Genomic DNA, 24,176 nt, shown 5'->3' with positions numbered 1-24,176 from the left:
CGAACTCGGCTCGGGCGCGGGGGGCGTGACGAGTGCGCTCGGCTACCTCGTCCGGCGCGGGAGGGCGGCCGGCCCGGCGCCCTTCAGGGAGGTGGTCACCGTACGGTCGCTGAGCCACAGGTAGCAGCGCACGCCCCGGTCCCCGACCGCCCAGCGACCGGCCGCCGGCGGGCGGACCACCACGTCGCTGCGGTAGCGCAGGAACGCGTCGGCGGGCACCCCGGCGTACCGGGCGATCACGCCGAAGCAGCCGTCGTAGAGCGGCACCCAGTCCTCCGGCTTCTTCGGGTACGGGCGGTCCGGCGCGGCCCACACGCCGACGAACTCGGCGTCGTGCGCCACGGCGCAGTCGACCGGGGTGAGCCGCTGCACGCGGCCCGCGTCCCGCCCGGTGCGCTGGCAGCCGAGCCGGAGCGGGGACGGCGTCTTGAGCGCGTCGCGCAGGCTGCCCGTCCGGGTGACCACGGTGGCCGCCGCCTCGACCGTGGTCAGCTCGGTCAGGTCGCACCGGTACCAGCGCGAGCCGGCCGTCCAGCCGGCGCCCGTCGGCACCGCCACTGCCAGCCGGAGCCGCCCGGCACGCCAGTCGTCACCCACGTACCCGGAGGCCCGCTTGTCGCAGTCGGCGAACGCGGTACGCAGCTCGGGTGAGGTGAGCGGCGGCGGGGCAGGCCGGTCGGCGGTGAACGCCCCGACGTGCACGGTCTCCACCCGGTGCGGCAGCTCGCAGCCGACCGGCGCGTACGCGGCCAGGCCGACGCTCGGGGTGAAGTCGGCGACCTGGCAGACCCCGGCGGCCGGGGTGAACGGCCCGGGTACGGCCATCGCGGCCCAGTCGTCGGTCAGGTCGCCGTCCAGCCCGCCGGTGCCGGCGCAGCCGGTCAGGGCGGCGCTCGCGACCATCGCGGCGACCAGGAAGCTCATCGCACGGCGCATCGCGGCCTCCCCCAGCCGACGACCGTCGATCCCCGACGGTCCGCCCAGGGTAGCCGAAAATGACCTTCCGGTGACAGACCGCGTTCCCCGCTCGCGCCTCCGTCATCCCCGCACCGCGCCCGCCTCGTCGATCTTGCACTTACCGCCCCGACGAACCGGACATAACGGCCCGTCGGAGGGCCGCAACTGCAAGATCAGCGGCGGAAGGGCGCGGTCGCGGGGGTCAGCTGCGGGCGGCGGCGAGGGGGTTGGGGACGGGGGCTCCGGCGGTGCCGGGAGCTGCCGTCGTGGGATCCGTCGAGAGGTCGACGACCTTGTTGTCGGCGTCCACGTGCACCACCCTCGGGCGGTACGTGCGGGCCTCGGCGTCGTCCATCTGCCCGTACGAGATCAGGATGACCAGGTCACCGGGGTGCACCAGGTGCGCGGCGGCACCGTTGATGCCGATCACGCCGCTGCCCCGCCGGCCCGGGATCACGTACGTCTCCAGCCGGGCGCCGTTGGTGATGTCCACGATCGCGACCTGCTCACCGGGGAGCAGGTCCGCCGCGTCGAGCAGATCCTCGTCCACCGTCACCGAGCCGACGTAGTGCAGGTCGGCCTGGGTCACGGTGGCGCGGTGGATCTTCGACTTGAGCATGGTGCGCAGCATCGGGGTGCCTTTCCGCATTCGTGGTGGGGTTCAGGGACGCGGCGCGAGGTGGATCGCCGTGTTGTCGATCAGGCGGGTGGCGCCGACCCAGGCCGCGATCAGCAGCCGGGCCGGGCCGGCGACCGGGCCGGGTTCCAGTTCGGTGTCGGTGAGCACCAGGTAGTCCAGGCGGGCGTCCGGCGCCTCGAAGGCCCGGTGCGCGGCGGCCAGCACCGCGCCCGCGTCCTCACCCCGCTCGGCCGCCGCCGCGCCGGCCCGCAACGAAGCGGACAGGCTCAGCGCGGTCCGCCGCTCCTCCGCCGACAGGTACCGGTTGCGGCTGGACATGGCCAGCCCGTCCGGTTCCCGTACAGTCGGCACGCCGACGATCTCGGCCGGCACGTCGAGGTCGCGGACCATCCGGCGGACCAGGGTGAGCTGCTGGTAGTCCTTCTCGCCGAAGAAGGCCAGGTCGGGGCGGGTGAGCTGGAGCAGCTTCATGACCACCGTGAGCACGCCGTGGAAGAAGCCGGGACGGCTCAGGCCCTCCAGGTCCTCGCCGAGCGGGCCCGGGTCGAGCCGCACGGTGGGCCGGCCCTCCGGGTACATCTCGGTCACCGAGGGCGCGAACACCACGTCCACCCCGGCCCGGCGGCAGATCTCCAGGTCGGAGTCGAGCGTGCGCGGGTAGCGGTCGAAGTCCTCGTTCGGGCCGAACTGCAGCGGGTTCACGAAGATCGTGACGATGACGTGGCCGGCGCGCTCGCGGGCGGCCCGCAGCAGTGCCTCGTGCCCGGCGTGCAGCGCGCCCATGGTCATCACCACGCCGACCGGGCCGGCCATCGCCTCGCGGGCCGCCGCCAGTTCCTTGCGCGTGTGCAGCACCTCGGCCATCAGGCCGCCACCTCGATTCCGTCGAGCACGTTCCGCAGCGCGGCCGCGTCCGCCGGGCGAAGGCGGCCGACCGCGACGGCGCGGTCCGCCGTCCGTCGTGCCAACGCCAGGTAGGCGGGTACGGATTCCGGCGCGGTCCGCGCCAGCCGGTCCAGATGCCGGCGTACGGTGCCCGCGTCGCCCCGCGACACCGGGCCGGTGAGCGCGTCGTCGCCGAGCCGCAGCGCGTTCTCCAGCGCGGCCCGCAGCAGCGGGGCGAGCACCTTCTCCGGCCGCTCCACCCCGGCGTCACGCAGCCGGTCGGCCGCCTCGTTGACGAGCGTCACCAGGTGGTTCGCGCCGTGCGCGAGCGCCGCGTGGTAGAGCGGCCGGTCGTTCTCACCGACCCACTCCGGTACGCCACCCAGATCGGCCACCAGCCGGGCCGCGAACGGGCGCAGCTCGGCCGGGGCGGTCACCCCGAACGAGATGCCGGGCAGGCGGGACAGGTCGTCCGGCGTACCGGTGAAGGTCATCGCCGGGTGCAGCGCGAGCGGCCGGGCGCCCGCCTCGACGGCCGGGGTCAGCGCGGCGAGCCCGTGCGCGCCGGACGTGTGCGCCACCACCTGGCCGGGGCGCAGCGCGCCGCTCGCGGCCAGGTCCGCGACCACGCCCGCGAGCGCGTCGTCCGGGACCGCGACGATCAGCAGGTCGGTGGCGGCGCGAGCCACGGCGGGCGCGGAGCGGTGCGGGGTCCGGGGCAGCAGCAGCGCCAGCCGGGCCTTCGTCGCGCCCGAGGCGCCGGACGCGGCGACCACGCGGTGACCGGCGGCGGCGAGGGCCGCGCCCAGCACGGCGCCGACCCGGCCGGCGCCGAGGACGCCGACGGTGAGGGTACGCGGGAAGACGAGCGGGGCAGCGGTGGCCCGGGGGCGCAGCGGTGCGCTCATGGCAGTGATCCAGTCCTCGAAGGGGGTACCGGTCGATGGCAAGTATGCGCCCGGGTGACAGACCCGGAACAAGAAGGTGTGAAAACCTTCACCGGCCGCCGGAAGCAGCCGCTGCGGTGGCGGGCAAACCGCCCGTCCGGGTACGTCCCGTAGGGTCGGCCCGGTGACCTCCCCGCTGCGCTGGCGCGACGCGATGGAGCGGGCGCTGTACGGGCCGGACGGCTTCTTCGTCTCCGGCGCCGGGCCCGCCGCGCACTTCCGCACGAGCGTGCACGCCTCACCCGTCTTCGCCGCCTCCGTGCTGCGGCAACTGGAGATGGTGGACGCGGCGCTGGGGCACCCTGCCCGGCTGGACGTGGTCGACGTGGGCGCGGGCCGGGGAGAATTGCTCCGGACGCTGCTGGCGCAGGCCGCACCCGAGCTGGCCACCCGGATCAGGCCGGTAGCCGTGGAACGAGCCACCCGCCCGCCGGACCTGCCCCCGGAGATCGGCTGGCGGCCCGACATCCCCGACGGCATCACGGGCCTGCTCCTGGCAACGGAATGGCTGGACAACGTCCCCCTGGACGTGGCGGTCCACACCCCCGCAGGTTGGCGCGTCCTCCTGGTGGACCCCACAACCCGCCAGGAGACGGTCGGACCGCCCCCTTCCCCCACCGACACCACCTGGCTGACCCGCTGGTGGCCAGTCCCCCCGCCCGCCCCGATGATCAAGGAGTTCGTGTCGGCAGAGGGCCCGGATCAGGACACCAACTCCTTGATCACCGACGTCGGTCAGGGCGGCGGGCGGGGGGAGATCGGGGTGGAACGGGATCTGGCCTGGGCCGGGGCGGTGGGGAAGGTCGCGCGCGGGCTGGCGCTCGCGGTGGACTACGGGCATCTGCGGGAATCGCGGCCCCTCGACGGGACGCTCACCGGCTATCGGGGTGGACGGCAGGTGCCGCCGGTCCCGGACGGGTCGTGCGACGTGACGGCGCACGTCGCCATGGACTCGGTCGCCTCCGCCGGTGAGCGGGTCGCGCGGTGCGCGTACTCCCTGGTCTCTCAGCGGGAGGCGCTGCGGGCGCTCGGGGCCGACGGCGGGCGACCACCATTGAGCCTGGCCTCCCGCGACCCGGCCGGCTACCTGCGGGCGCTGGCCACGGCGTCGGCGGCGGCCGAGCTGACCGACCCGGCCGGGCTCGGCGGGCACCTGTGGCTGCGCCAGCCGGTCGGCGTCGCGATCGACGCGGTCGTGGCACGATGACGGGCATGACCACGGACGCCGCCGACCTCCGCGAGCTCACAGTCGGTACCGGCGCCGGCGGTGAGCAGCTCGGCACCGACATGGTGCTCAACATCGGGCCGCAGCACCCCTCGACGCACGGCGTGCTGCGGCTGAAGCTGGTGCTCGACGGGGAGCGGGTGGTCGCCGCCGAGCCGATCGTCGGCTACATGCACCGGGGTGCGGAGAAGCTCTTCGAGGTACGCGACTACCGGCAGATCATCGTGCTGGCGAACCGGCACGACTGGCTGTCGGCGTTCTCAAACGAGCTGGGCGTGGTGCTCGCCGTCGAGCGGCTGATGGGCATGGAGGTGCCGGAACGCGCCACCTGGCTACGGATGGCGCTGGCCGAGCTGAACCGGGTGCTCAACCACCTGATGTTCCTCGGCTCGTACCCGCTGGAGATCGGCGCGATCACGCCGATGTTCTATGCGTTCCGGGAACGGGAGACCATCCAGGCCGTGATGGAGGAGGTCTCCGGCGGCCGGATCCACTACATGTTCAACCGGGTCGGCGGCCTGAAGGAGGAGGTGCCGGCCGGCTGGACCGGGCGTGCCCGCGCCGCCATCGCCGAGGTACGCCGCCGGATGCCCGATCTCGACAACCTGATCCGGCGCAACGAGATCTTCCTGGCCCGTACCGTCGGGGTCGGTGTGCTGTCCGCCGCCGACGCCGCCGCGTTCGGCGCGTCCGGGCCGGTCGCCCGCGCCTCCGGGCTCGACCTCGACCTGCGCCGCGACGAGCCGTACCTGGCCTACGACCAGCTCGACGTGCCCGTGGTGACGAAGACCGCCGGTGACTGTCACGCCCGCTTCGAGGTGCTGCTCGACCAGGTGTACGTCTCGCTCGACCTCGCCGAGCAGTGCCTGGACCGGGTGGACCGGATCAGCGGGCCGGTGAACACCCGGCTGCCCAAGGTGCTGAAGGCGCCCGAGGGGCACACGTACGCCTGGACCGAGAACCCGCTCGGCATCAACGGCTACTACCTGGTGTCCCGGGGCGAGAAGACGCCGTGGCGGCTCAAGTTGCGCACCGCCTCGTACGCGAACGTGCAGGCGCTGTCGTCGCTGCTGCCCGGCTGCCTGGTGCCGGACCTGATCGCCATCCTCGGCTCGATGTTCTTCGTGGTGGGCGACATCGACAAGTGATCGCCTGCGGTCAGCGCCAGCGGTCGGCGTCGTCCCGGTGCGGCCGGCCGTGCCCACCGTGCTCCGGGCTGCGCCACTCCGGTTCCGCCGGCCGCCATTCCGGCTCGGGCCGACGCCACTGCTCCGGTTCGGGCTGACGCCGTTCCGGCTCGGGCCGGCGCCACTCCGGTTCCGGCTGGCGCCATTCCGGTTCGGGCTGACGCCACTCCGGGGGTGGCTGGCGCCATTCCGGCTGGCCGCTGCGCTGCGTCGGCGGCCGCCACTCGTCCGGCACCGGCACCCCGCCGGCCGGCAGCGCCGGAGGGCTCTCCCCGGACCATCGGGCGTCCGGTGCGTCCGGCGCGCTCGCGTCCGGTCCGCTGCCGCGTACCGACGCCCACCGGTCCTCGACCCGGTACTCCGTGCCGCCACCGTCGGCGTGCACGGCGGCCCGCCGTTCCCCGAGCCGGATCTCCCGGCCCGCACCGTCGTCGCGGACCGCGGCCCACCGGTTGCCGGCACGCATCTCGGACCACTGGTCGCCGTCGGTGCCCGCCCGGCCGGCCGGGACGTCCGGTACGTCCGCCGCGGCCGTCGGCCAGGCACTCGCCGCCCGGCTGGTCCGGTCGTCACCGCCGCCGGACCAGGACCGCTGCTCGTCGGCCGCCGTCCGGCCCTGGTCGCTCGACCAGCCGTCCCCGGCGGCACGGCCCGACCAGCCCTCTTCCCCGGCGGTACGCCCCGACCAGCCCTCTTCCCCGGTGGCACGGCCCGACCAGCCCTGTTCCCCGGCGGTGGCCCGGCCGACACCCGCCCAAGGATGCTCGCCACCACGACGCCCGGGGTCGGTCCACGAGTGCCCCTCGTCGCCGGACCCGCCGCCCCAGCCGCTGTCGTTCGACCCGCCGCGGCGGCCTGACCGGTCGCCCGGGTCGCGGTGTCCCGCGCGCCAGTGCTCGGCCGCGTCCGTGCCCCGGGACCGGTCCTCGTCCGGCCAGCCGCCGGGGAATCCGCCGTACCGGGTGCCGGTCGGCTCACCACCACCGACGATCGTGTGCCGCGTGGTGACGTGCACCGTCTCGGTGTGGTGGACCACGCCGACCGGGCGGGTCTCCGGGCGGGCGGGCGGGTCGGACACCCGCGCCGCGCCGTACACCCCGCTCGCCTGCCGGTCCGGCCGTGCGGTAGCCCGCGCCGGTTCGGCGTCGTGCCGCCCGGGCCGAGCCGGTTCGGAGTCGTAGTGGCCGGCCCGGGGTGGGTCGGCTTCGTAGTGGCCCGCCCGGGACGCGTCGGCGTCGGTTCCGTAGCGGCTGCCGGAGTACGCCGGCCGGGCCGGTTCGTCGTCGTCCCGGCTGGCCGGATGCGCCCGGCCGACGTCGGGCGTACCGGTGACCGGCACCCGGGCCGCACCGCTCGGGCGCTCCGGCGCCGACGCGGAGGGGGCCACGGAGACGGAGGCGGACGCGGGTGCGGAGGCCAGTCCGGCGGCGGCCGCGTCGAGCCGGTGCCGTACCGCGCCGGCCACCTCCTCGGCCCGGCGTGCCTGGTCGAGCGCCTGGTTGCCGCGCTGGGCGGCGGCCACGATCTCGGCCCGCAGCTCCCGCCGGAGCTGCGCCAGCTCCTCGCGCATCTCCTCGGCGACCGCGCCACCGGAACCGCTCTCCGGTCGCAGCGCGATGGACAGACCGATGAGCACGACGGCGAGGATCGCCAGGACTGCGCCGAACCGGAGCGAGCCGTTGCCGTCGGCGATCAGCAGGATGAGCGCGGCCAGGGGCGCCAGCCCCACACCGACCCAGAACAGGACGGTGAGCAGGGTGGGCGTGCTCTTGTCGGCGGGCGCGACCGAGGCGGGCATGGCTGAGCAGAGTACCGAGAGTTCCACCGGAGGGGAACGGGTCGGCGCCACTCGATGAGCGGCCCGTCGAACAGGGCGGCGGTGCCGCCGGCCGGCACGCGTGGCGCCGGCCGGCGGTGGTGCGTCAGCTCGTGGCCAGCGCGGCGTCGGAGGAGAAGACCAGGCCCACGCTCGCCGAGCCGGTCTTCAGCGCGTTCTTGGTCTGCGGGCCGCCCGCGTCCAGCGAGCTGAACGAGCCGGCCTTGAAGTCGTAGACCTCGACCAGCCCGGCCTGGCACTTCGGCCGCTGCGGGCACTCCGGCGGCCCGGCCAGCACGGTGGCCTGGCCGGAGCACTTGGCGGCCAGCTCGGAGAGCGTGGACACGCCGTACTTGTCGGCGAACGCCTTGGTGACCGCGAACGCGTTCTGGTCCTGCGCCTGGGACGGCTGGCCGAAGACCAGGCCGGCCTTGTCGCCCCCGGTCTTCAGCGCCGCGACCGTCTTGTCCAGCTCCGGCGAGGAGACGGGCTGGGCGTCCTTGCCGTTGGCCTTGGTGTTGAGGAACTCCGCCATGGTGGCGGCGTACTCCGGGACGACCTGGATCTGCCCCTTCTCCAGGGCCGGCGCGTAGAGCTCCCGGTTACCGATGGTCTGCACCTTGACCTGATAGCCGGCCGCGGTGAGCGCGATCTTGTAGAGCTCGGCGATGGTCTGGCTCTCGCTGAAGTTGCCGGCGCCGACGGTGATCTGGCCGCCCGGACCCTTCTCGATCCCGTCGGTCACGCCGTTGGCGGAGGCGAACTCCTGGGCCGCGACCTGGGGCGTCTTGCGGTCGACGTCGACCGCCCGGTTGAGCTGGATCAGCTTCGGGGTGTCGAGCTTCGCGGAGACCTTGTCCAGCGCGGCGACGAGCTGCGGCGTGGCCGCCTTCGCGTTGATCGCCGGGATGACGTTGTCGGTGTTCTGGAGCTTCTTGTCGTCGGTCAGGACGACGAGCTGGTCGCCTGCCACCGGAGCACAGCCCGCACCCGAGGCACCCTGCTCGGGCGCGTCGGTGCCGGACGAGCCGGCGTCGCCGCAGCCGGTGAGGAGAACAGCCGCGGTGAGTGCGCCGAGCGCCCCCGCGGCCAGTGTCGTACGCGCGCGCATCAGTGCCCGCCTTCCGTGTCCCGGCGCGACCCCCTCGGGCCGGCCGCGTGTCCGACGGGCGATCCGGACGGCCACCCGCGACTCCAGCCAATATCTTCCGGACCCGACCGACAAACTCGGAGCGGTTTTCGTCACCTGATCGTCACCGACGGCTCAGCCGCCGGTCGTCGCAGCCGTCGCTCGGCGGTTCGCCCGCCTGCGTACGCGGCGCAGCGGGCGCGGTGTGACCACCCGCTCCACCAGCGCGAGCACCCCTTCGACGAGCAGCGCCAACCCGGCCACCAGCACCCCGCCGGCGATGATCTGGCCGCCGCCGGCGGCGATGTCGAGCCCGAACCCGGCGCGGATGATCTGGCCCAGCCCACCGCCGTTGACGAACGAGGCGAGCGCGGCGGTAGCCACCACCTGCACCGCCGCGGTGCGGAAGCCGGCCGCCAGGTAGGGCACGGCGAGCGGCAGCTCCACCCGGCGCAGCACCTGCCCGCCGGACAGGCCCATCCCCCGGGCCGCGTCCCGGGCCTCCGGGTCGGCCTGCCGCACCCCGGTGTACGCGTTCGCCAGCAGCGGCGGGACCGCGAAGACCGCGAGCGCCACCACCACGGCCGGTCGGCCGAAGCCGAGGAACGTCAGCGGCAGGATGGTCAGCAGCGCCAGCGTCGGGATCGCCAGTGTGACGTTGGAGACCAGCAGGACCAGCCCGCCGCCCCGGCCGCTGTGCCCGAGCCAGAGCCCGATCGGCCAGGCCACCAGGCAACCCAGCAGCACCGCCAGCGCGGACATGCTGAGGTGTTCGCCGAGGCGGTCCAGCACCCCGCCGGGGTTGGTCCAGTTCAGCGGGTCGTTCAGCCAGACCACTGCCTGCTCGACGGGGTTCACCGGGCGGACCTCCCGCGCAGCCAGGGGGTGAGCAGGCGGCCCACGCCCGCGAGCACCAGGTCGAGCACCAGCGCCAGCAGCACGCACAACACGGTGCCGGTCATGATCTGGGCCTTGTAGAAGTTGTTCTGGAAGCCCGCGAAGATGAGCTGGCCGAGCCCGCCCCGGCCGACCACCACCCCGACTGTGACGAGCGCGACTGTGGACACGGTCGCCAGCCGTACGCCGGTGAGGATGCCGGGTAGCGCGAGCGGCAGCTCGATCCGGAACAGCCGGCCCCACCTGCCGTATCCCATGCCCTCGGCGGCCTCGCGCACCTCGGGCGGCACCTGGGTCAGCCCGGCCAGCGCGTTGCGCACGATGACCAGCAACGCGTACAGCGCGACCACGGTGAGCACGGTGATCGCGCCGATGCCCAGGTACGGGGCCAGGAACGCGAACAGCGCCAGCGACGGGACGGTGTACAGCACCCCGGTCACCGCCAGGATGGGGGCCGACAGCGACCGGAACCAGTACGCGAGCACCGCGAGCGGCAGCGCCACCAGCGCGGCGATCACCACGGCCCGGGCGGTCAACGAGGTGTGCTCCCGCAGCGCGGCGAGGATCGTGTCAGAGTTGTCCCGCACGTACTGCCAGGAGAACCACGGATTACCCGGGTCGGCCCGGTAGCTCAGGTGGAGGGACACACGTGGACGGTACCCCGGGAGGCACCGCCGGAGGCGGCGCGGCGTCGATCACGCTGGAGCGCATCCGCAAGCGCTACCCGGACGGCACCGAGGCGGTACGCGAGCTGAGCCTGGAGGTCGCCGCCGGCGAACTGGTGGTGCTGATCGGCCCGTCCGGCTGCGGCAAGTCGACGGTGCTCCGGATGATCAACCGGCTGATCGAGCCGACCGACGGGCGGATCCTGCTCGGCGACGACGACGTCACCCGGGTCGACCCGGTGGCGTTGCGCCGCCGCATCGGCTACGTCATCCAGAACGTCGGCCTGTTCCCGCACCAGACCGTCGCCGCGAACGTGGCGACCGTGCCGGGGCTGCTGGGCTGGCCGAAGCAGCGGACCCGGGACCGGGTCGGCGAGCTGCTGGAACTCGTCGGTCTGGACCCGGCGCAGTTCGGCCGGCGGTACCCGCACGAACTCTCCGGCGGGCAGCGGCAGCGGGTCGGGGTGGCCCGGGCGCTCGCCGCCGATCCGGTGGTGCTGCTGATGGACGAGCCGTTCTCGGCCGTGGACCCGATCGTCCGGACCCGCCTCCAGGAGGAGTTCCTGCGGCTGCAGGCCGAGGTACGCAAGACGATCGTGCTGGTCACCCACGACCTCGACGAGGCGGTCCGGCTGGGCGACCGGATCGCGGTGCTGTCCGAGGGCGGCCGGCTGGAGCAGTACGACACGCCCGCCGCGCTGCTCGGCTCACCCGCCTCGGACTTCGTCCGCGAGTTCGTCGGCGCCGACCGGGGCATCCGGCGGCTCGCGGTGACCCCGGTGACCCGCGCGGTGCTCGACCCGCTCCCGGCCGACGGCGGCACCGGCCTGCCCACCGTCGCGCTCGGCGACTCGGCGTACGACGCGCTCGGCGCGCTGCTCACCGTCGGCGCGGAACACGCGGTGGTCACCGAGGAGGGCCGGGCGGTGGGGCTGCTCGCCCGGACCCGGCTGCTGACGCTGGGCGCCGTGGACTGAGCTCAGGCCCGGCCGCCGAGGCTGGCCAGTCCGACGATCCAGCCGGCGAAGAAGCCGTACGTGACGCCCGTACTGGCCGCCTGGAACGCGGCGAACAGCGAGCCGTGCGGGCCGAGGAGCGTGGCGAGCAGGGCACTGAGCCCGCCCGCGAGCGCGTACGCCCCCCAGCCGGAGAGGAACTGGCTGCCCGAGGACGTCACCCGGTCGACCTGCGGGCCGGGGAGCAGGTACAGCAGTGCCGCGGCCAGCACGATCAGCAGGATCGCCCGCAGGTTGGTGGCGAACACGCCCTCGTCGGCGTGCCACCGCCAGGACGGCCAGGCGAGCAGCCGCAGGAACCAGCCACCGGCCCCGGTCGGGTCGGTGCCGCGCTGCGCCCAGTCCACGTACATCGGACTGCCGCCGACGGCGACGAGCAGGAACGCGGCGAGCGAGCCGGTGCCGGCGGCCGTGCCGTACCGGGAGACGGTGCGGGGGCGGTTGCTCAGAGCCATGCGGCGGTCAGTTCCCGGCCGGTCCCGCCGGGCAAACCTGCGTAACCGGTCGGCCGCCGTCGGCCGGCGTGCCGTCATCGACCTCAGTGCTTCATCAGGTAGTCGATGAAGGCGGCGCGCAGCAGCGGCGCGGACTCCTCGTAGCCGTGCCCGGTCAGCTCACGCCAGAGCGCGTTCGCCTCGTCGATGGTCGGGCCGACCGAGTTCGGCGCGCCGTCCAGCGCGGCGGCCTCGTCCGCGTTCGGCAGGTGCCGCAGGACCGACCAGAAGAACCCCACGTCGCGGCGCTCGCGCGCCAGGTGGAACGCCTGCTCGCGCAGCTCCTCGGTGGAGAGCTTGTCGAGCTCGTCGAAGGTGCGGCCGCCGGGGGCGGGAGTATCGGTCATGCCGCCGAGCCTAACCGGAGAGATCAGTCCCGGCGCGTCGGACGCACGGCCGCCGCCGGGTCAGCGGTCGTCGGCGTCCCAGCGGCGGGGTTCGTTGTCCCAGCGCGGGGCCTCCCATGCCTCCACCGGGGTGTCGTGCTGGCGTACCGGCAGCACCGACGGCCAGGTGTCGGCCGGCTCGGGCGCCGGGGTCATCGTCCAGCCGCCGCTCAACGCGCCGTCGCGGGCCGGGCGGACCGGGCCGGTCCCGACCGTCGCCGCCGGGCGCGGCCGGCCGAACGTCTCGACCAGCCGGGTGACGAGCAGGCCCGCGCCGAGCACGGCGCCGCCGAGCGCCCACCGGCTGACCGTCCAGCCGTACGGCACGGTCCAGGCGAGGAACACCACCACCAGGCAGACCGCGAACAGCGTGCCGAAGATGCCGCCGCGGCGCCCGTACGCGCTGGTGCCGGCGAGCATCACCGTGCCGACCGCCAGCACGGTCCAGTCCAGTCCGGTGCCGGGCGCGACCTGGCCGTCCCCGTTGGCCGCGATCAGCACGCCGCCGAGCATCGCCAGCACCGTGGACCCGACGAGCGCCAGCGCGGTCACCGTGGCGGCCGCCGCGCCGCGCCGCCGCGCCGGGTCGGCGACCGGGCGGAACCGGCCGATCAGCCGGCGTACGGGTTTCATCGCGGCGAACAGGCCACCGAGGACGGCGACCGCGGCGAAGCCGACGAAGAAGTACAGCGCGCTGCGACGGGGGTCGTAGTCGCCCTGCACCGTCACCGGGGCGGTCCGCCGTTCCAGGTAGACGATCACGCCGGCCGCCCCGGCCAGGCTCGCCGCCCATCCGGGGACGTGCAGCACCACCACGGCCACGGCGAGCGCCAGTCCGGCCGCCGCCACCACCGCCAGCGCCGGCAGCAGCGCCTCCCGCATGCCCCGGTCGCTCTGCTCGGCGAAGTGCAGCGCGGCGGCCAGCGCCACCGGGCCGATCGCCAGGTTCACCGCGCCGGCCCGCAGGCTCAGGCCGGCGGCGAGCGCGAGCAGGCCGAGCGCCGCGACGTCGACGAGCAGCGTCTTCAGCGCGCCGCCGCGCAGCGCGTCCGCGTCCTCCCGCCAGAGCAGCCAGGTCATCGCGACCAGGCCGGCGAGCAGCACGAACTCCCAGAGCACATGCACCGCGATCCGGTCCCGGCCGGGTTCGCCGTGCGCCGGGTCGTCGAAGACGTTCTCCAGTACGGCAGCGGGCACCCCGGACGACGTCTCCGGCGGCGCTGTCCGGCCCGCATCGTCGTACGCCATTGGCTCGCGCCTCCCCAGGTGGCCGCGTCCGGCCCACGGGCGGGCGGACCGGTGGCGGCCGTCGCTCTCCGGTCGCCAGGGACGGTACCGCCGGGCCGGGGTGGGGGGAACCCTCAGAGACGCCCGCGGGGCGTCTCCCGGTCACCCGGCTCGCGGTCCTCGTCGTCCTCCTGCTCCGGGACGCGGCAGGAGCGTTCCAGCCAGAGCGCGGCCGCGACCAGCGCCAGCGCGGCGATCAGGCCGCCGAGCGCGGCGGGCCGATCGCCCACCGCCGCGTTCGTGCGCTCCACGAAGAGCCAGCCGGTCAGTCCGGCGTAGAAGCCGGCGAAGATGGCCCCGGCCAGCGCGGACGCCTTGGCCAGCACCACGAACCGGGCGACCAGCAGCGGGTTCACCGGTTCCCGGCCGGGCCGCCGCTCGATCCGGCCCCGGGTGTTCACCGCCGCGTAGCCCTCCAGCACGGCCAGCCCGGCCAGCGTGATCACCGGCAGCCAGGGCAGGTCGGGCGCGAAGTCGTAGTAGAAGCCGCTGATCAGCAGCCAGGCCACCGCGGCGGCGGCCAGACCGGCCACCACGAGCGTGGAGGCCCGGGTCGGACCCATCCGGAAGCGGTCGGGCCCCTGCGGGGAGCGGTCGGTGCTCACCGCACCTCCTCAGCTCGCCACTGCCGGGCCACGATCCACCGGGTCATGTGTCCGACTCTAGCGCCAGATCGGGTCGCGGGCTCAGTTCCAGGGCGTCCCCGGCGAGCGGCTCGGCGTTGAGCAGGTCGGTCAGCCAGCCGTGCCCGGGCAGCCGGCCGTGCGGCTCGATGTCGATCCACGGGCGCAGCACGAAGGCGCGCAGGTGGGCCCGGGGGTGCGGCAGGATCAGCTCGGGATCGTCGCGGAGCACCGGCTCACCGGCGTCGTCCCAGACCGCGATCACGTCCACGTCCAGCGTGCGCGGCCCGTACCGTCGTCGCGGGTCGCGGGCGCGTCCGGCCGCCGCCTCCGCGGCCCGGGCGCGGGCCAGCCAGTCCTCCGGCGCCGCCGCCGGGTCCGCGACCATCACCGCCGCGTTCAGGTACGCGGGCTGGTCGGCGTCCCCCCACGGTGGAGTCTCGTAGACACCGGAGACCACCAGCACCCGGTCGCCGAGCGCGGCCACCGCGCCGCGCAGGTGGCCGAGGCGGTCGCCGAGGTTGCTGCCGATCGACAGCACGGCCCGGGTCATCGGGTACGCCGCATCGTGACCGCGACGTCCCGGAAGGCGTGCGGGATCGGCGCCTCCGGCTTGTGCACCGTCACCGTCGCGGCGGCCACCAGCGGCTCGGCCAGGCAGACCGCGAGCAGCCGGTCGGCGAGTGTCTCGATGAGATTCACCGGCTCACCGGTGATCACCGCGACCAGGCGTTCGGCGAGCTCGCCGTAGTGCACGGTGTCGGTCACCTCGTCCGAGCGCGCGGCCGGGCCCAGGTCCAGTTCGAGCACCGCGTCCACCACGAACTCCTGCCCCTGGGCGCGCTCGAAGTCGTAGACGCCGTGGCGGCCGTGCGCGCGCAGGCCGGTCAGCTCGATCCGGTCGGTCATCGGTCGCCTCCGCTCGTGCCGGTGGCCGCTTCCGCCGCCCGCGTACCGCCGGTGGCCGCTTCCGCCTGCCGCCTGCCGGTGTCCGCTTCCGCCGGCGGCGTGCTCGCCCGCCGCGCGCCGGTCGCGCCGACGAGCCGGGGGCTGCCGGTCGCACGCCAGACGGCGAGCGCGTCGGCGGTCGCGCGGACGTCGTGCACGCGTACCCCCCAGGCGCCGGCCGCGACGGCGAGCACGCTCGTCGCGACGGTCGCGGCCTCCCGCTCGGCGGTGGGGCGGGGTTCGCCGGCCGGGTCGGCGAGCAGCCGGCCCAGGTACGACTTGCGGCTGGCCCCGAACAGCACCGGGTAGCCCAGGTCGACCAGCTCGGGCAGGCGGGCGCTGAGCGCCCAGTTGTGCGCGGCGGTCTTCGCGAAGCCCAGGCCCGGGTCCACGACGATCCGGTCGGCGGCCACCCCGGCGGCGAGCGCGGCGTCGACGCGCCGGCTCAGCTCGTCCCGGACCTCGGCCACCACGTCGGTGTACGTGGCCAGCTCCCGCATCCCCCGCGAGTGCCCCCGCCAGTGCATGAGCACCCAGGGACAGCCGGCGTCGCGGACCACCCGGGCCATGTCCGGGTCGGCGAGGCCGCCCGAGACGTCGTTGACCACGTACGCGCCGGCGGCGAGGACCGCCTCGGCGACCCGGGCGCGGCTGGTGTCGATGCTGACGAGGATGCCGGCGGCGCTCAGCTCGCGGACCACCGGCAGCACCCGGGCGGTCTCCGTCTCCGCGTCGACCCGGTCGGCGCCGGGCCGGGTGGACTCGCCACCCACGTCGATCAGGTCGGCGCCGTCGGAGCGCAGTCGCACCCCGTGTGCGACGGCCGCGTCCAGATCGGCGTATCTGCCGCCGTCGGAGAAGGAGTCGGGCGTGACGTTGAGGACGCCCATCACCACCGGGGTCTCCGCCCGTACCAGATCGGTCACGGACCCGACAGTACCGTTCGCCGGCAGGGCTTCCGGCCACCGGGCGAGCGCCCGACGCGGCACCCCTGACGTGCGCATTGGAACAGGTGTACGATCGGTCATCCGGGCCATCGGAGGTCCACTCTTCGCGGCTTGTCGCAAAGGTGGCCGGGCCGTACGCTTTGGAATTGCCCAGCATCGAGATGGCGAAGCCTGGAGGGAGGGCCGAAGCGGGAAGAATTTCCCCAAAACTCACCACTCTGCGTGGTGGGTGACGGACTCAGCGTTGACGGCGCTGTCTCTGACGAGCACCATCCCGCCAGGCTTGCCTACTTGCACCAACGCGGCGCCGCCGGCCGCGACCTTGGGGAGGTTTCCAGTGATCGCCATCGAGCTCATGGCAACGGCGTCCAGTGCCGTGGACCACGCGCTCCACACCCTGGCGTCGACTCCACTCGCCGAGCCGGCCCCGAAGGGCATCGACACCGACAACGTCGTCACCTTCTTCGCCAGCAAGATCGCGCCGATCCTGCTCGCGGTCCTCGGGGTCATCTTCATCGGCCGGGCCAGCCGGGGCGAGATCTCGAAGGTGCTGACCAGCTCCGCCATCGCCATCATCGGCCTGGCCTTCATCGCCGGAGCGGCCACACTCTTCTTCGTCGGCGACTACCTGATCAACCTGATCTTCGAGTAGGGCGCTGGGCGACGATGCGGCTGCGCACCGACGACGACATCTACCGGGCACGCCTCGTCTACCTGGGGCCGCCCGGGTACACCCTCCCCGTCCACCTGCCGTACGCCCAGTACGGCCTGTTCATGCTGCTCGTACCCCTCTACATGTTCATCCACTGGTTGTTCACGCTCCAGGTCGAGCTGTTCCCCGCCTGGGAGATCTCGCTGGCGATCGTGACGACCTCGTTCATCTTCCGGTACGTCGACCCGGACCGGCCCGCGCGCATGGTCATCCGGACCGCGCTGACCGACTGGCGACGCACCCGGGAACCGGCCACCGAGCAGCGGGATCCGCGGCTCGTCGCGAGCCGGATCAGGATCCGGGAGGAACTGGCATGACCGGGCGTACGACAACCGTGCAGACGAACGACGCGGGTGAGGCGGTCGCATGAGTCGCTCTTCCACGCCGGGTTCCCCGGCCGGGCGCCCGGCCGGGCCCAACGGTAACCGTGCGCGATCGTTCGACTACCCACCGGACGAGGATCTGGACGAGGTCGTCCTCGACAGCGCGCTCGTCACCAGCCCCGGGCACAGTCGCGTCGGCGTCTTCCAGCCGCCGCGACCGCTCACCCCGCGTGAGCCGGTACGCCCCGACGGCGACATCGACTCCCCCTTCCTCGACCTGTTCGGCGGCGCGCAGCCCCGGCGGCGACCTGCCGCGTCCACGCCGCCCGCACCGGTCGAGCCGGTGGTGGCGCCGCCCCGACGCGGCGTCGGCCGCGAGCCCCTGCCGATCCCGCACCAGCCCGCCGTGCCGGTCGAGCCGGCGCCCCGAGCCGCACCGGAGCCACCGGTCCGCGAGCAGACCCCTGGGGTACGCGCGGTCGGGCGCCCCCGACCCGAGCCCGCACACGCCGCGCCGCAGCCGGTCGAGCCGCCCCTGCCCGACCCGCCGGCCGCGCTCGCCCCGCCTCCGCCGTCCCGGAGCCGGGTGCCGCAGCAGGCCGGTGACCGGCTGCCCGCGCTCCGCCCCCCGGCCGAGCCCGAGCCGGTGCTCCCGCCGCCCCCGCCGATCCCCGCCCCCGCGCCTGCTCCCGCCGACTACCGGGAGCCGGATCTCACGCCGGCCGACCCGCTCGCGGCCGGCGCGGCGCCGTCGCGGGAGGTCGGCCGTCCGGCGCACCGCGAGGTGGCGCCGCCCCGGCAACGCACGCCGGAACGCCGGAACCGGCCGACCAAGCCGGTCCGGGTCCGCGCCCCGAAGATCAAGTTCGGTGACCGGGATCCGTCCGTCGAGCTGGCCATCACCGAGATCGCCGGCCACCTCACCTTCACCCCGAACACGGTCACCGCCTGGTACTGGCTGCCCGAGGTGCGGTGGGCGTTCCGGCCGGACGCCGAACGCGAGGCGCTGCTCTCGGCGATCTCCGAGCAGTACGCCGGACTCGCCGGGTTCCGGCTGCACCTGCGCCGCACCACCCGGCCCTTCCCGGCCGACGAGTGGGCCCGCACCATCGACGCGCACACCGCCGCCCCGCTGCCCGACGTACCCGGCACCACCGGCTGGGCCGACCACCTGGTCGCCGCCCAGCGGCACCTGATGGCGGTCAACCACGCCGAGGGCCAGACCTACCTCGGTGTCACGTTCGCCCGCCGATCACTCGGCGACTCGCTCACCGAACGGCTGCTGCGCACGTTCGGCCGGGGCACCGCCGACGGCGAACGGCGCCGGCTGAGCCGTACCGTCGAGCAGTTCGACGAGGTCCTCGGCGCGTTCGGTATGCGCGGGCGCCGGGTCACCGCCCCCGAGCTGGAATGGCTGCTCTACCGCTCGGTGGCGCTGTGCATGGCGCCGCCCGGCGTCCTGTCCCCGATCACCAACGGCCGGTGGGAACGCGGCGACCTGCTGGCCCTCACCGAACAGGTCGAGCGCTACCGCACCCCGTACGGGTCGACGGTGAAGCTGGTCAACCGGATGACCGGCGAGGAACGTCACGTCGCGGTGCTCGCGGTCGGCCGGATGGAGCCGCTGGAGATCCCCGAGCGGCACGAACCCTGGCTGCACTTCCACGAGCGTCTGCCGTGGCCCATGGAGCTGTCCACCCGGGTCGACATCCTCGGCCCCAACGACTCCTTCCGGAACCTCGAACACCGGCTCCGGATGATCCGCTCCCAGCAGCTCGACTACGCCGAGCACGGCATCGACGCGCCGCCGGAGCTGGAACGGCTGGCCAAGCGCGCGCTGGTGATCGGCGACGAGATGACCACCGGCCTGCCGGTCGACTCGGCCCGGGCGCACGGCTGGCACCGGATCGCGGTCGGCGGCCGTACCCGGGAGGAGTGCCTGGAACGGGCCCGGCGGCTCATCCAGCTCTACTCCCGCGAGCTGCGCATCTCGCTCCAGCACCCGAAGAACCAGGACTGGCTGGCCCGCGAGTTCATCCCCGGCGAGCCGATCGCCAACACCGGCTACGTCCGGCGGATGCCGGTCAACCTGCTCGCCGCCGCGCTGCCCCAGGCCGCGTCCACAGTCGGCGACCGGCGCGGCGACCTGATCGGGCGGACCGCCGGCACCTGCCGCCGGCCGGTCTTCCTCGACCTGCACTTCCCGATGGAGGTACGCGAGCGCTCCGGCCTCGCCGTCTTCGTCGCCGAGCCCGGTGGCGGCAAGTCGACGCTGCTCGGCGCGCTCGGCTACCTGTCCGCCCGCCGCGGCGTGCAGGTGACGCTGCTCGACCCGTCCGGCCCGCTGGCCCGGCTCTGCGCCATGCCCGAGCTGGCCCCGTACTCCCGGGTGCTCAACCTGACCGGCTCGGAGCAGGGCACGCTGGCGCCGTACGCGCTGATCCCGACGCCGCTGCGCAGCGAGTTCGGCGCCGGCGCGGCGGGCGACCGCGAGTTCGAGATCGCCGTGTCGAACGCCCGCGCCGAGCGCCGGATGCTGGTGCAGGACATCTGCATGATGCTGGTGCCGCCGCAGGTGGCCCGGGAGGCGTCCACCGCCACGCTGTTCCGGCACGCCGTACGCCAGGTGCCCGCCGAGGAGACCTCCACGCTCGACGACGTGGTCACCTGCCTCCAGGGGCTCGACGACGACGCCGGGCGCGAACTGGCCCACCTGCTGCTCGACACCGCCGAGATGCCGCTGGCCATGCTCTTCTTCGGCCGGCCGCCGGAGGGGCTGCTCGGCGCCGACGCCGCGCTCACCGTCATCACCATGGCCGGCCTGCGGCTCCCCGACCTCAAGATCGAGCGGGAGTACTGGTCGGCCGAGGAGGCGCTCGCGCTGCCGATGCTGCACACCGCGCATCGGCTGGCGGTACGCCGCTGCTACGGCGGGTCGATGTCCTCCCGGAAGCTGGTCGGCCTCGACGAGGCGCACTTCATGGAGGGCTGGCGGTCCGGACGGTCGTTCCTGGTCCGGCTCGCCCGCGACTCCCGCAAGTGGAACCTGGCCGCGCTCGTCGCCTCGCAGAACCCGAAGGACATCCTCGGCCTCGACGTACAGAACCTCGTCTCCACCGTCTTCGTCGGCCGGATCGCCGAGGACAGCGAGATCGCCTCCGAGGCGCTGCGACTGCTGCGGGTGCCGGTCGACGACGGGTACGAAGCGACACTCGCCTCGCTCTCCCAGGCGGACAGCGGATCGGCCAACCGGCTCGGCTTCCGCGAGTTCGTCATGCGCGACGTCGACGGGCGCGTGCAGAAGGTCCGGGTCGACGTGTCGTACGTCGACGGGCTGCTGGAGCACCTGGACACCACCCCCGCCGCGGTCGCCCAGGCCGCCGGGACACTGCCGACCGTCCTGGCTGACCTGGAGGCGTGACATGGCGAGGGCACGGATCGCGGCGCTCCTCCTCGCGCTCGGCGTACTCGCCGGGGCCACGATCTCCTGGCCGGTGATCGGGGCGGCCACACCCGCGTACGCGGCCGCGCCGGTCACCCAGGCGCGCGCCGAGCTGTGCACCACCAAGGAGTGGCAGGCCGACTTCCGGTCCTGCGTCGGCAAGCTCAAGGCCGTCAGCGAGGACCAGGTCGAGTGCCGCAACGCGCCGGTGCCCGCCGCGCCGGACTCGGGCCTGGCCGGCTGGTTCGCGTCCCGGCCCGACTCGGCGAAGGAGCCCGGCCCGAAGGGTCTCTACAGCGACTACGGGTACGCGGGGTACAGCTACAACACGTACGACATCGACGGCGGTTGTGCCTCCTCCGTGCTGCATCCGGACTACCGGTTCACCACGATGGTCGCCAACGGCGAGTTCATGTTCGCCAACGCGGTGATCGGTGCCTCGAACGCGCTGCGCGAGCGCGCCTGGGATCCACGGACGATGTGGAGCTGGGCCGACCCACTGGTGGAGCAGGCCACGAAGGCCGTCTACCAGAAGGTGTTCAGCGTCTTCGGCATCATCACCGTCTGCGTGGTCGGTCTCTACCTGCTCTGGCGGTCCCGCCAGTCGGACATGAGCAACGCGATGACCACTGCGGGCTGGGCGCTGCTGGTGATGGTGGCGGTGACCGCGCTGGCCGCCTGGCCGGTCAAGTCCGCGAACATCGCCGATAACACGCTGATCACCACGCTGGGCGTGGTGCACGACGCGGTCGGACCGTCCTCCAAGACCGTTCCGCCGGACAAGTGCGCGCTGCCCAATCCGAGCGCCTGTGTCGACAAGCGGCCACCCGCCGTGCGCGCGAGCGACACGGCGACCGAGACCATGCTCTACCGGAACTGGCTGCGCGGCGTGCTTGGTTCGGCGGACAGCGAGACAGCGAAGAAGTACGGCCCGGCCCTGTACGACGCCAAGTCCCTGACCTGGGGCGAGGCGGAGGCTATCCGGACTAAGCCCGCCACCCGCGACGTGGTCATCAAGGCCAAGCAGCAGCAGTGGGCCAAGGTCGCCGAGCAGATCAAGACCGAGGACCCGGAGGCGTACGAGTATCTCCAGGGCACGCGGGACATGGACCGGATCGGCGCCGGGTTCATCGCGGTGCTGGCCTCGGTGCTGTTCGCCATGTTCGACCTCACGGCGTCGCTGCTGGTTCTGCTCGGCTTCCTGATCTTCCGCTGGGCGGTGATCGCCGCGCCGATCCTCGGCACCGTCGGCCTGATGCGCCCGGCCAGCGCCGGCCTGCGGCGGCTGGCGAACGCAGTGGTCGCCGCGGTCTTCAACATCGCCATCTTCGGCACCGGCGCGGCCATCTACCTCTTCGCCGTCGACCTGATCATGAACACCGCCACGCTGCCCGGCTGGCTCCAGGTGGTCCTGGTCTGGCTCTGCGGTGTGGTCGGCTGGTTGCTGCTGCGGCCGTACCGCCGGATCACCCAGCTCGGCGGCAAGGACAGCAGCGAGGCGGTCAGCTCGGCCGGCTCCTGGCACCGTCGGTTCTTCCGGGACATGCGGATCGCCGCCCGGCTGGACGTGGCGGAGCCCGGCGGCACCAACGAACCGGCGATCGGCAAGCGCCGCACCGTCACGGCCGACCAGCGCAGCCTCCGGCCGGAGGCCCGGCACGAGGATCCGGCGCACAGCGCCCCGCCCGCCGAACGGGAGCGGCCGGACGGGCGGGAACGGCCGGAGGAGGCGCCCGCGACCGGACGCCCGGGTGGGCGTCCCGCCGCCACACCCCGGCCGCGGCGCGCGCCGTCGACCTGGGCCGAGCCGGACGTGCCGGAGGAGGCGCCCTCCTACGCCGTCTACCGGCCGGACTCGGCGGGCCGTGGCACCTCCCCGGCCCGGCCGGCGCCGCGCATCCGTTCCGAGGCCCGGTGAGTCCGGTGCGGCGGGCGCTGGAATTCCTCTTCACCCGGGTTCTCCGGTCCCGGATCGGTGTCGCCCTCATGATCGCCGTGCTGGTCTTCGGGGTGATCGGCGCGGCCCGCCTCGTCGCCGGTCCCGGCGATCCGGGCCTCGGCCTGACCAGCCGCCCCACCCAGCCGATCAGCACCGCCGACCCGGAGGCCGGTGACGACGGCGTGCTCGCCAGCCCGCCCGCCGCGGTGGCCCCGAAGACCCGGCCGGGCGAGGACACGCCGGAGCAGGTCGCGGGGCGGTTCACCACGGCGTGGTTGAGCGGCCCGGGCAGCAGCGGCGACGCGTGGCAGGCCCGCCTGCGGCCGCTCTCCACCCCGGCGCTGGCCGAGAAGATGATGGGCGCCGACCCGGAGACCGTGCCCGCACGGAGGACGACAGGTGTCCCGACGCTCCGGCCCCGCACCGAGTCCTTCGTAGAGGCGCTGGTTCCGCTGGACAACGGCACACTCCGGCTCGAACTCGTCGCACCGGACGGGCCCTGGCTGGTGGACGCGATCGACTGGGAGCGGTCGTGACCGCCGGCCCGGCCGTCACCGGACAGGTCCGCCGGAAGCTGCGCCTGGGCGTGATCGCCACCGCCGTCACGAGTGTGCTCGCCCTGCTCTGCTGCGTCGGCGGCGCCGGCGCCTTCCTCCTCACCGAACTTGGCGGCGACGAGGACGACCCGAAGCTCGCGGCCCTGAACTGCGATCCGGCCTACCAGGTGAACCTGACCGGCGACATGCCGCGCTTCGCCGAGTACGGCGAGCGCCAGCTGCGCAACGCCGCGGTCATCATCAAGGTCGGCCAGGACATGAAGCTCCCCGCCCGCGGCTGGGTGATCGCGCTGGCCACCGCGATGCAGGAATCAGCGCTGCGCAACCTCGCCAACAGCACCGTCCCGGCGTCGCTCGCGCTGCCGCACGAGGGGGTCGGCGCCGACCACGACTCGCTCGGCCTGTTCCAGCAGCGGCCCGGATGGGGCAGCGTCGAGCAGCGGATGACACCCTCGTACGCGGCCCGCAAGTTCTACCAGAAGATGGAAAAGGTCCCGAACTGGCAGCAACGCCCGCTCACCGTCGTGGCGCAGCGGGTCCAGGTCAGCGCCTATCCCGACGCCTACGCCAAGCACGAAGAACTGGCCGGACGCATCGTCGACGCGCTCGCCGGCGGCGCCGCCCGGACCGTGGAGATCGCCGGCAAGGCCGTGTGCGACGCCGCCGCCGGAGACCGGATAGCCGCCTCGGGCTGGACCGCCCCGCTGCCCGGCGGTGTGGTCTCCGGATTCCGTACCACGGCCCGCCCCAGCCACCACGGCGTGGACCTGGCCGCCTCGAAGGACACGCCGATCCACGCCGCCTCGGCGGGCCGGGTGCTGGTCGCCCGCTGCGACCCCGACCGCTCCGGGCGGCGGGACTGCGACCGCGACGGCTGGCCGAACAAGGGCGGCTGCGGATGGTTCGTGGACATCCTGCACGCCGGCGGGTTCATCACCCGCTACTGCCACATGGTCGAACGACCCCGGGTGGTGCCGGGTCAGTCGGTCGAGGCGGGCCAGGTCATCGGGCTCTCCGGCAGCAGCGGCAACTCGTCCGGTCCGCACCTGCACTTCGAGGTGCACAAGGACGGGGACCGGTCCAGCAACGGGGCGGAGAACCCGGTGCCCTTCATGCGTAAGCGGGGCGCGCCCCTCGGCGAGACCGGGTGAGGC

24 protein-coding genes are annotated in these 24,176 nt (G+C 74.1%); 9 read left to right on the top strand and 15 right to left on the bottom strand.

The features are described from left to right. Positions 1-42: 42 nt before the first annotated feature. The 4 genes from V6U82_RS13885 to V6U82_RS13870 all read right to left on the bottom strand — a co-directional run bounded on the left by V6U82_RS13885 (position 43) and on the right by V6U82_RS13870 (position 3,390). Positions 43-936 (bottom strand): septum formation family protein, encoded by an 894-nt coding sequence (locus V6U82_RS13885; RefSeq protein WP_334461206.1) that lies wholly within the window; start codon positions 934-936, stop codon positions 43-45. A 223-nt stretch (positions 937-1,159) separates the two neighbouring features. Further along, positions 1,160-1,588 carry an aspartate 1-decarboxylase gene (panD, locus tag V6U82_RS13880; protein ID WP_334461204.1) on the bottom strand — a complete coding sequence of 143 codons (429 nt, stop codon included), beginning with the start codon at positions 1,586-1,588 and terminating at the stop codon, positions 1,160-1,162. A 30-nt stretch (positions 1,589-1,618) separates the two neighbouring features. Then, complete coding sequence (panC, locus tag V6U82_RS13875) at positions 1,619-2,461, bottom strand: pantoate--beta-alanine ligase (protein ID WP_334461202.1); 843 nt, start codon at positions 2,459-2,461, stop codon at positions 1,619-1,621. After that, a complete protein-coding gene (locus V6U82_RS13870) occupies positions 2,461-3,390 on the bottom strand; it encodes a Rossmann-like and DUF2520 domain-containing protein (RefSeq protein ID WP_334461199.1) in 930 nt (309 codons plus the stop codon). Before V6U82_RS13870 ends, panC begins: the two co-directional genes overlap by 1 nt. A 193-nt stretch (positions 3,391-3,583) precedes the next feature. On the opposite strand from V6U82_RS13870, the gene V6U82_RS13865 reads away from it, so the two are divergent. Next, positions 3,584-4,636 carry an SAM-dependent methyltransferase gene (locus tag V6U82_RS13865; RefSeq protein ID WP_334461398.1) on the top strand — a complete coding sequence of 351 codons (1,053 nt, stop codon included), beginning with the start codon at positions 3,584-3,586 and terminating at the stop codon, positions 4,634-4,636. After that, complete coding sequence (locus V6U82_RS13860) at positions 4,633-5,802, top strand: NADH-quinone oxidoreductase subunit D (RefSeq protein WP_181726781.1); 1,170 nt, start codon at positions 4,633-4,635, stop codon at positions 5,800-5,802. Before V6U82_RS13865 ends, V6U82_RS13860 begins: the two co-directional genes overlap by 4 nt. A gap of 10 nt (positions 5,803-5,812) precedes the next feature. Here the strand turns inward: V6U82_RS13860 and V6U82_RS13855 are convergent, their stop codons facing one another. From V6U82_RS13855 to V6U82_RS13840, 4 genes are all read right to left on the bottom strand, one after another. Further along, positions 5,813-7,639: a hypothetical protein gene (locus V6U82_RS13855; protein WP_334461196.1), complete on the bottom strand. Its 1,827-nt coding sequence runs from the start codon at positions 7,637-7,639 to the stop codon at positions 5,813-5,815. Between the two features lie 124 nt (positions 7,640-7,763). Then, positions 7,764-8,768 carry a glycine betaine ABC transporter substrate-binding protein gene (locus tag V6U82_RS13850; protein WP_334461194.1) on the bottom strand — a complete coding sequence of 335 codons (1,005 nt, stop codon included), beginning with the start codon at positions 8,766-8,768 and terminating at the stop codon, positions 7,764-7,766. Between the two features lie 153 nt (positions 8,769-8,921). Further along, the gene (locus tag V6U82_RS13845; protein WP_128138442.1) at positions 8,922-9,644 is read right to left on the bottom strand and encodes an ABC transporter permease; all 723 of its coding nucleotides are present in this window, start codon (positions 9,642-9,644) and stop codon (positions 8,922-8,924) included. Further along, positions 9,641-10,330, bottom strand: coding sequence for an ABC transporter permease (locus V6U82_RS13840; protein WP_120572798.1), 690 nt, complete (start codon positions 10,328-10,330; stop codon positions 9,641-9,643). Before V6U82_RS13840 ends, V6U82_RS13845 begins: the two co-directional genes overlap by 4 nt. A 2-nt stretch (positions 10,331-10,332) precedes the next feature. On the opposite strand from V6U82_RS13840, the gene V6U82_RS13835 reads away from it, so the two are divergent. After that, positions 10,333-11,325 (top strand): ABC transporter ATP-binding protein, encoded by a 993-nt coding sequence (locus tag V6U82_RS13835; protein ID WP_334461190.1) that lies wholly within the window; start codon positions 10,333-10,335, stop codon positions 11,323-11,325. 2 nt (positions 11,326-11,327) lie between these two features. Here the strand turns inward: V6U82_RS13835 and V6U82_RS13830 are convergent, their stop codons facing one another. The 7 genes from V6U82_RS13830 to folP form a co-directional block, all read right to left on the bottom strand. Further along, a complete protein-coding gene (locus tag V6U82_RS13830; RefSeq protein ID WP_128138441.1) occupies positions 11,328-11,819 on the bottom strand; it encodes a hypothetical protein in 492 nt (163 codons plus the stop codon). Between the two features lie 83 nt (positions 11,820-11,902). Next, a complete protein-coding gene (locus tag V6U82_RS13825; protein ID WP_091425717.1) occupies positions 11,903-12,205 on the bottom strand; it encodes a hypothetical protein in 303 nt (100 codons plus the stop codon). Between the two features lie 60 nt (positions 12,206-12,265). Beyond that, entirely contained in the window at positions 12,266-13,492 is a 1,227-nt protein-coding gene (locus V6U82_RS13820; protein WP_334461187.1) for an ABC transporter permease, read from the bottom strand. Positions 13,493-13,605: 113 nt separating this feature from the next. Continuing rightward, on the bottom strand, positions 13,606-14,094 hold the full coding sequence (locus V6U82_RS13815; RefSeq protein WP_120574102.1) for a DUF3180 domain-containing protein: 489 nt from the start codon (positions 14,092-14,094) through the stop codon (positions 13,606-13,608). Positions 14,095-14,179: 85 nt separating this feature from the next. Continuing rightward, on the bottom strand, positions 14,180-14,707 hold the full coding sequence (gene folK / locus V6U82_RS13810; protein ID WP_334461185.1) for a 2-amino-4-hydroxy-6-hydroxymethyldihydropteridine diphosphokinase: 528 nt from the start codon (positions 14,705-14,707) through the stop codon (positions 14,180-14,182). Continuing rightward, positions 14,704-15,063 (bottom strand): dihydroneopterin aldolase, encoded by a 360-nt coding sequence (gene folB / locus V6U82_RS13805; RefSeq protein WP_043327897.1) that lies wholly within the window; start codon positions 15,061-15,063, stop codon positions 14,704-14,706. Before folB ends, folK begins: the two co-directional genes overlap by 4 nt. After that, complete coding sequence (gene folP, locus V6U82_RS13800) at positions 15,060-16,028, bottom strand: dihydropteroate synthase (protein WP_334461183.1); 969 nt, start codon at positions 16,026-16,028, stop codon at positions 15,060-15,062. Before folP ends, folB begins: the two co-directional genes overlap by 4 nt. A gap of 358 nt (positions 16,029-16,386) precedes the next feature. Between folP and V6U82_RS13795 the strand changes: the two genes are divergently transcribed. The 6 genes from V6U82_RS13795 to V6U82_RS13770 are packed head-to-tail and all read left to right on the top strand — an operon-like array spanning position 16,387 to position 24,173. Further along, the gene (locus V6U82_RS13795; RefSeq protein ID WP_013288976.1) at positions 16,387-16,701 is read left to right on the top strand and encodes a hypothetical protein; all 315 of its coding nucleotides are present in this window, start codon (positions 16,387-16,389) and stop codon (positions 16,699-16,701) included. A 14-nt stretch (positions 16,702-16,715) separates the two neighbouring features. Further along, positions 16,716-17,078 carry a hypothetical protein gene (locus tag V6U82_RS13790; RefSeq protein ID WP_013288977.1) on the top strand — a complete coding sequence of 121 codons (363 nt, stop codon included), beginning with the start codon at positions 16,716-16,718 and terminating at the stop codon, positions 17,076-17,078. A 49-nt stretch (positions 17,079-17,127) separates the two neighbouring features. After that, a complete protein-coding gene (locus V6U82_RS13785) occupies positions 17,128-20,505 on the top strand; it encodes an ATP-binding protein (RefSeq protein ID WP_334461179.1) in 3,378 nt (1,125 codons plus the stop codon). 1 nt (position 20,506) lies between these two features. Then, positions 20,507-22,444, top strand: a complete 1,938-nt coding sequence (locus V6U82_RS13780; RefSeq protein ID WP_334461177.1) for an MFS transporter — start codon at positions 20,507-20,509, stop codon at positions 22,442-22,444. Further along, complete coding sequence (locus V6U82_RS13775) at positions 22,441-23,001, top strand: hypothetical protein (protein ID WP_334461175.1); 561 nt, start codon at positions 22,441-22,443, stop codon at positions 22,999-23,001. Before V6U82_RS13780 ends, V6U82_RS13775 begins: the two co-directional genes overlap by 4 nt. Next, entirely contained in the window at positions 22,998-24,173 is a 1,176-nt protein-coding gene (locus V6U82_RS13770; RefSeq protein ID WP_334461173.1) for a M23 family metallopeptidase, read from the top strand. Before V6U82_RS13775 ends, V6U82_RS13770 begins: the two co-directional genes overlap by 4 nt. Positions 24,174-24,176: the final 3 nt, after the last annotated feature.

Origin of the sequence: Micromonospora sp. CPCC 205554 (assembly GCF_036902745.1) — a bacterium.
In the GTDB taxonomy this organism is placed as follows: domain Bacteria; phylum Actinomycetota; class Actinomycetes; order Mycobacteriales; family Micromonosporaceae; genus Micromonospora; species Micromonospora tulbaghiae.
Note: the sequence above shows the minus strand (reverse complement) of the source record. Positions and strands in the feature narration are given on the sequence as shown.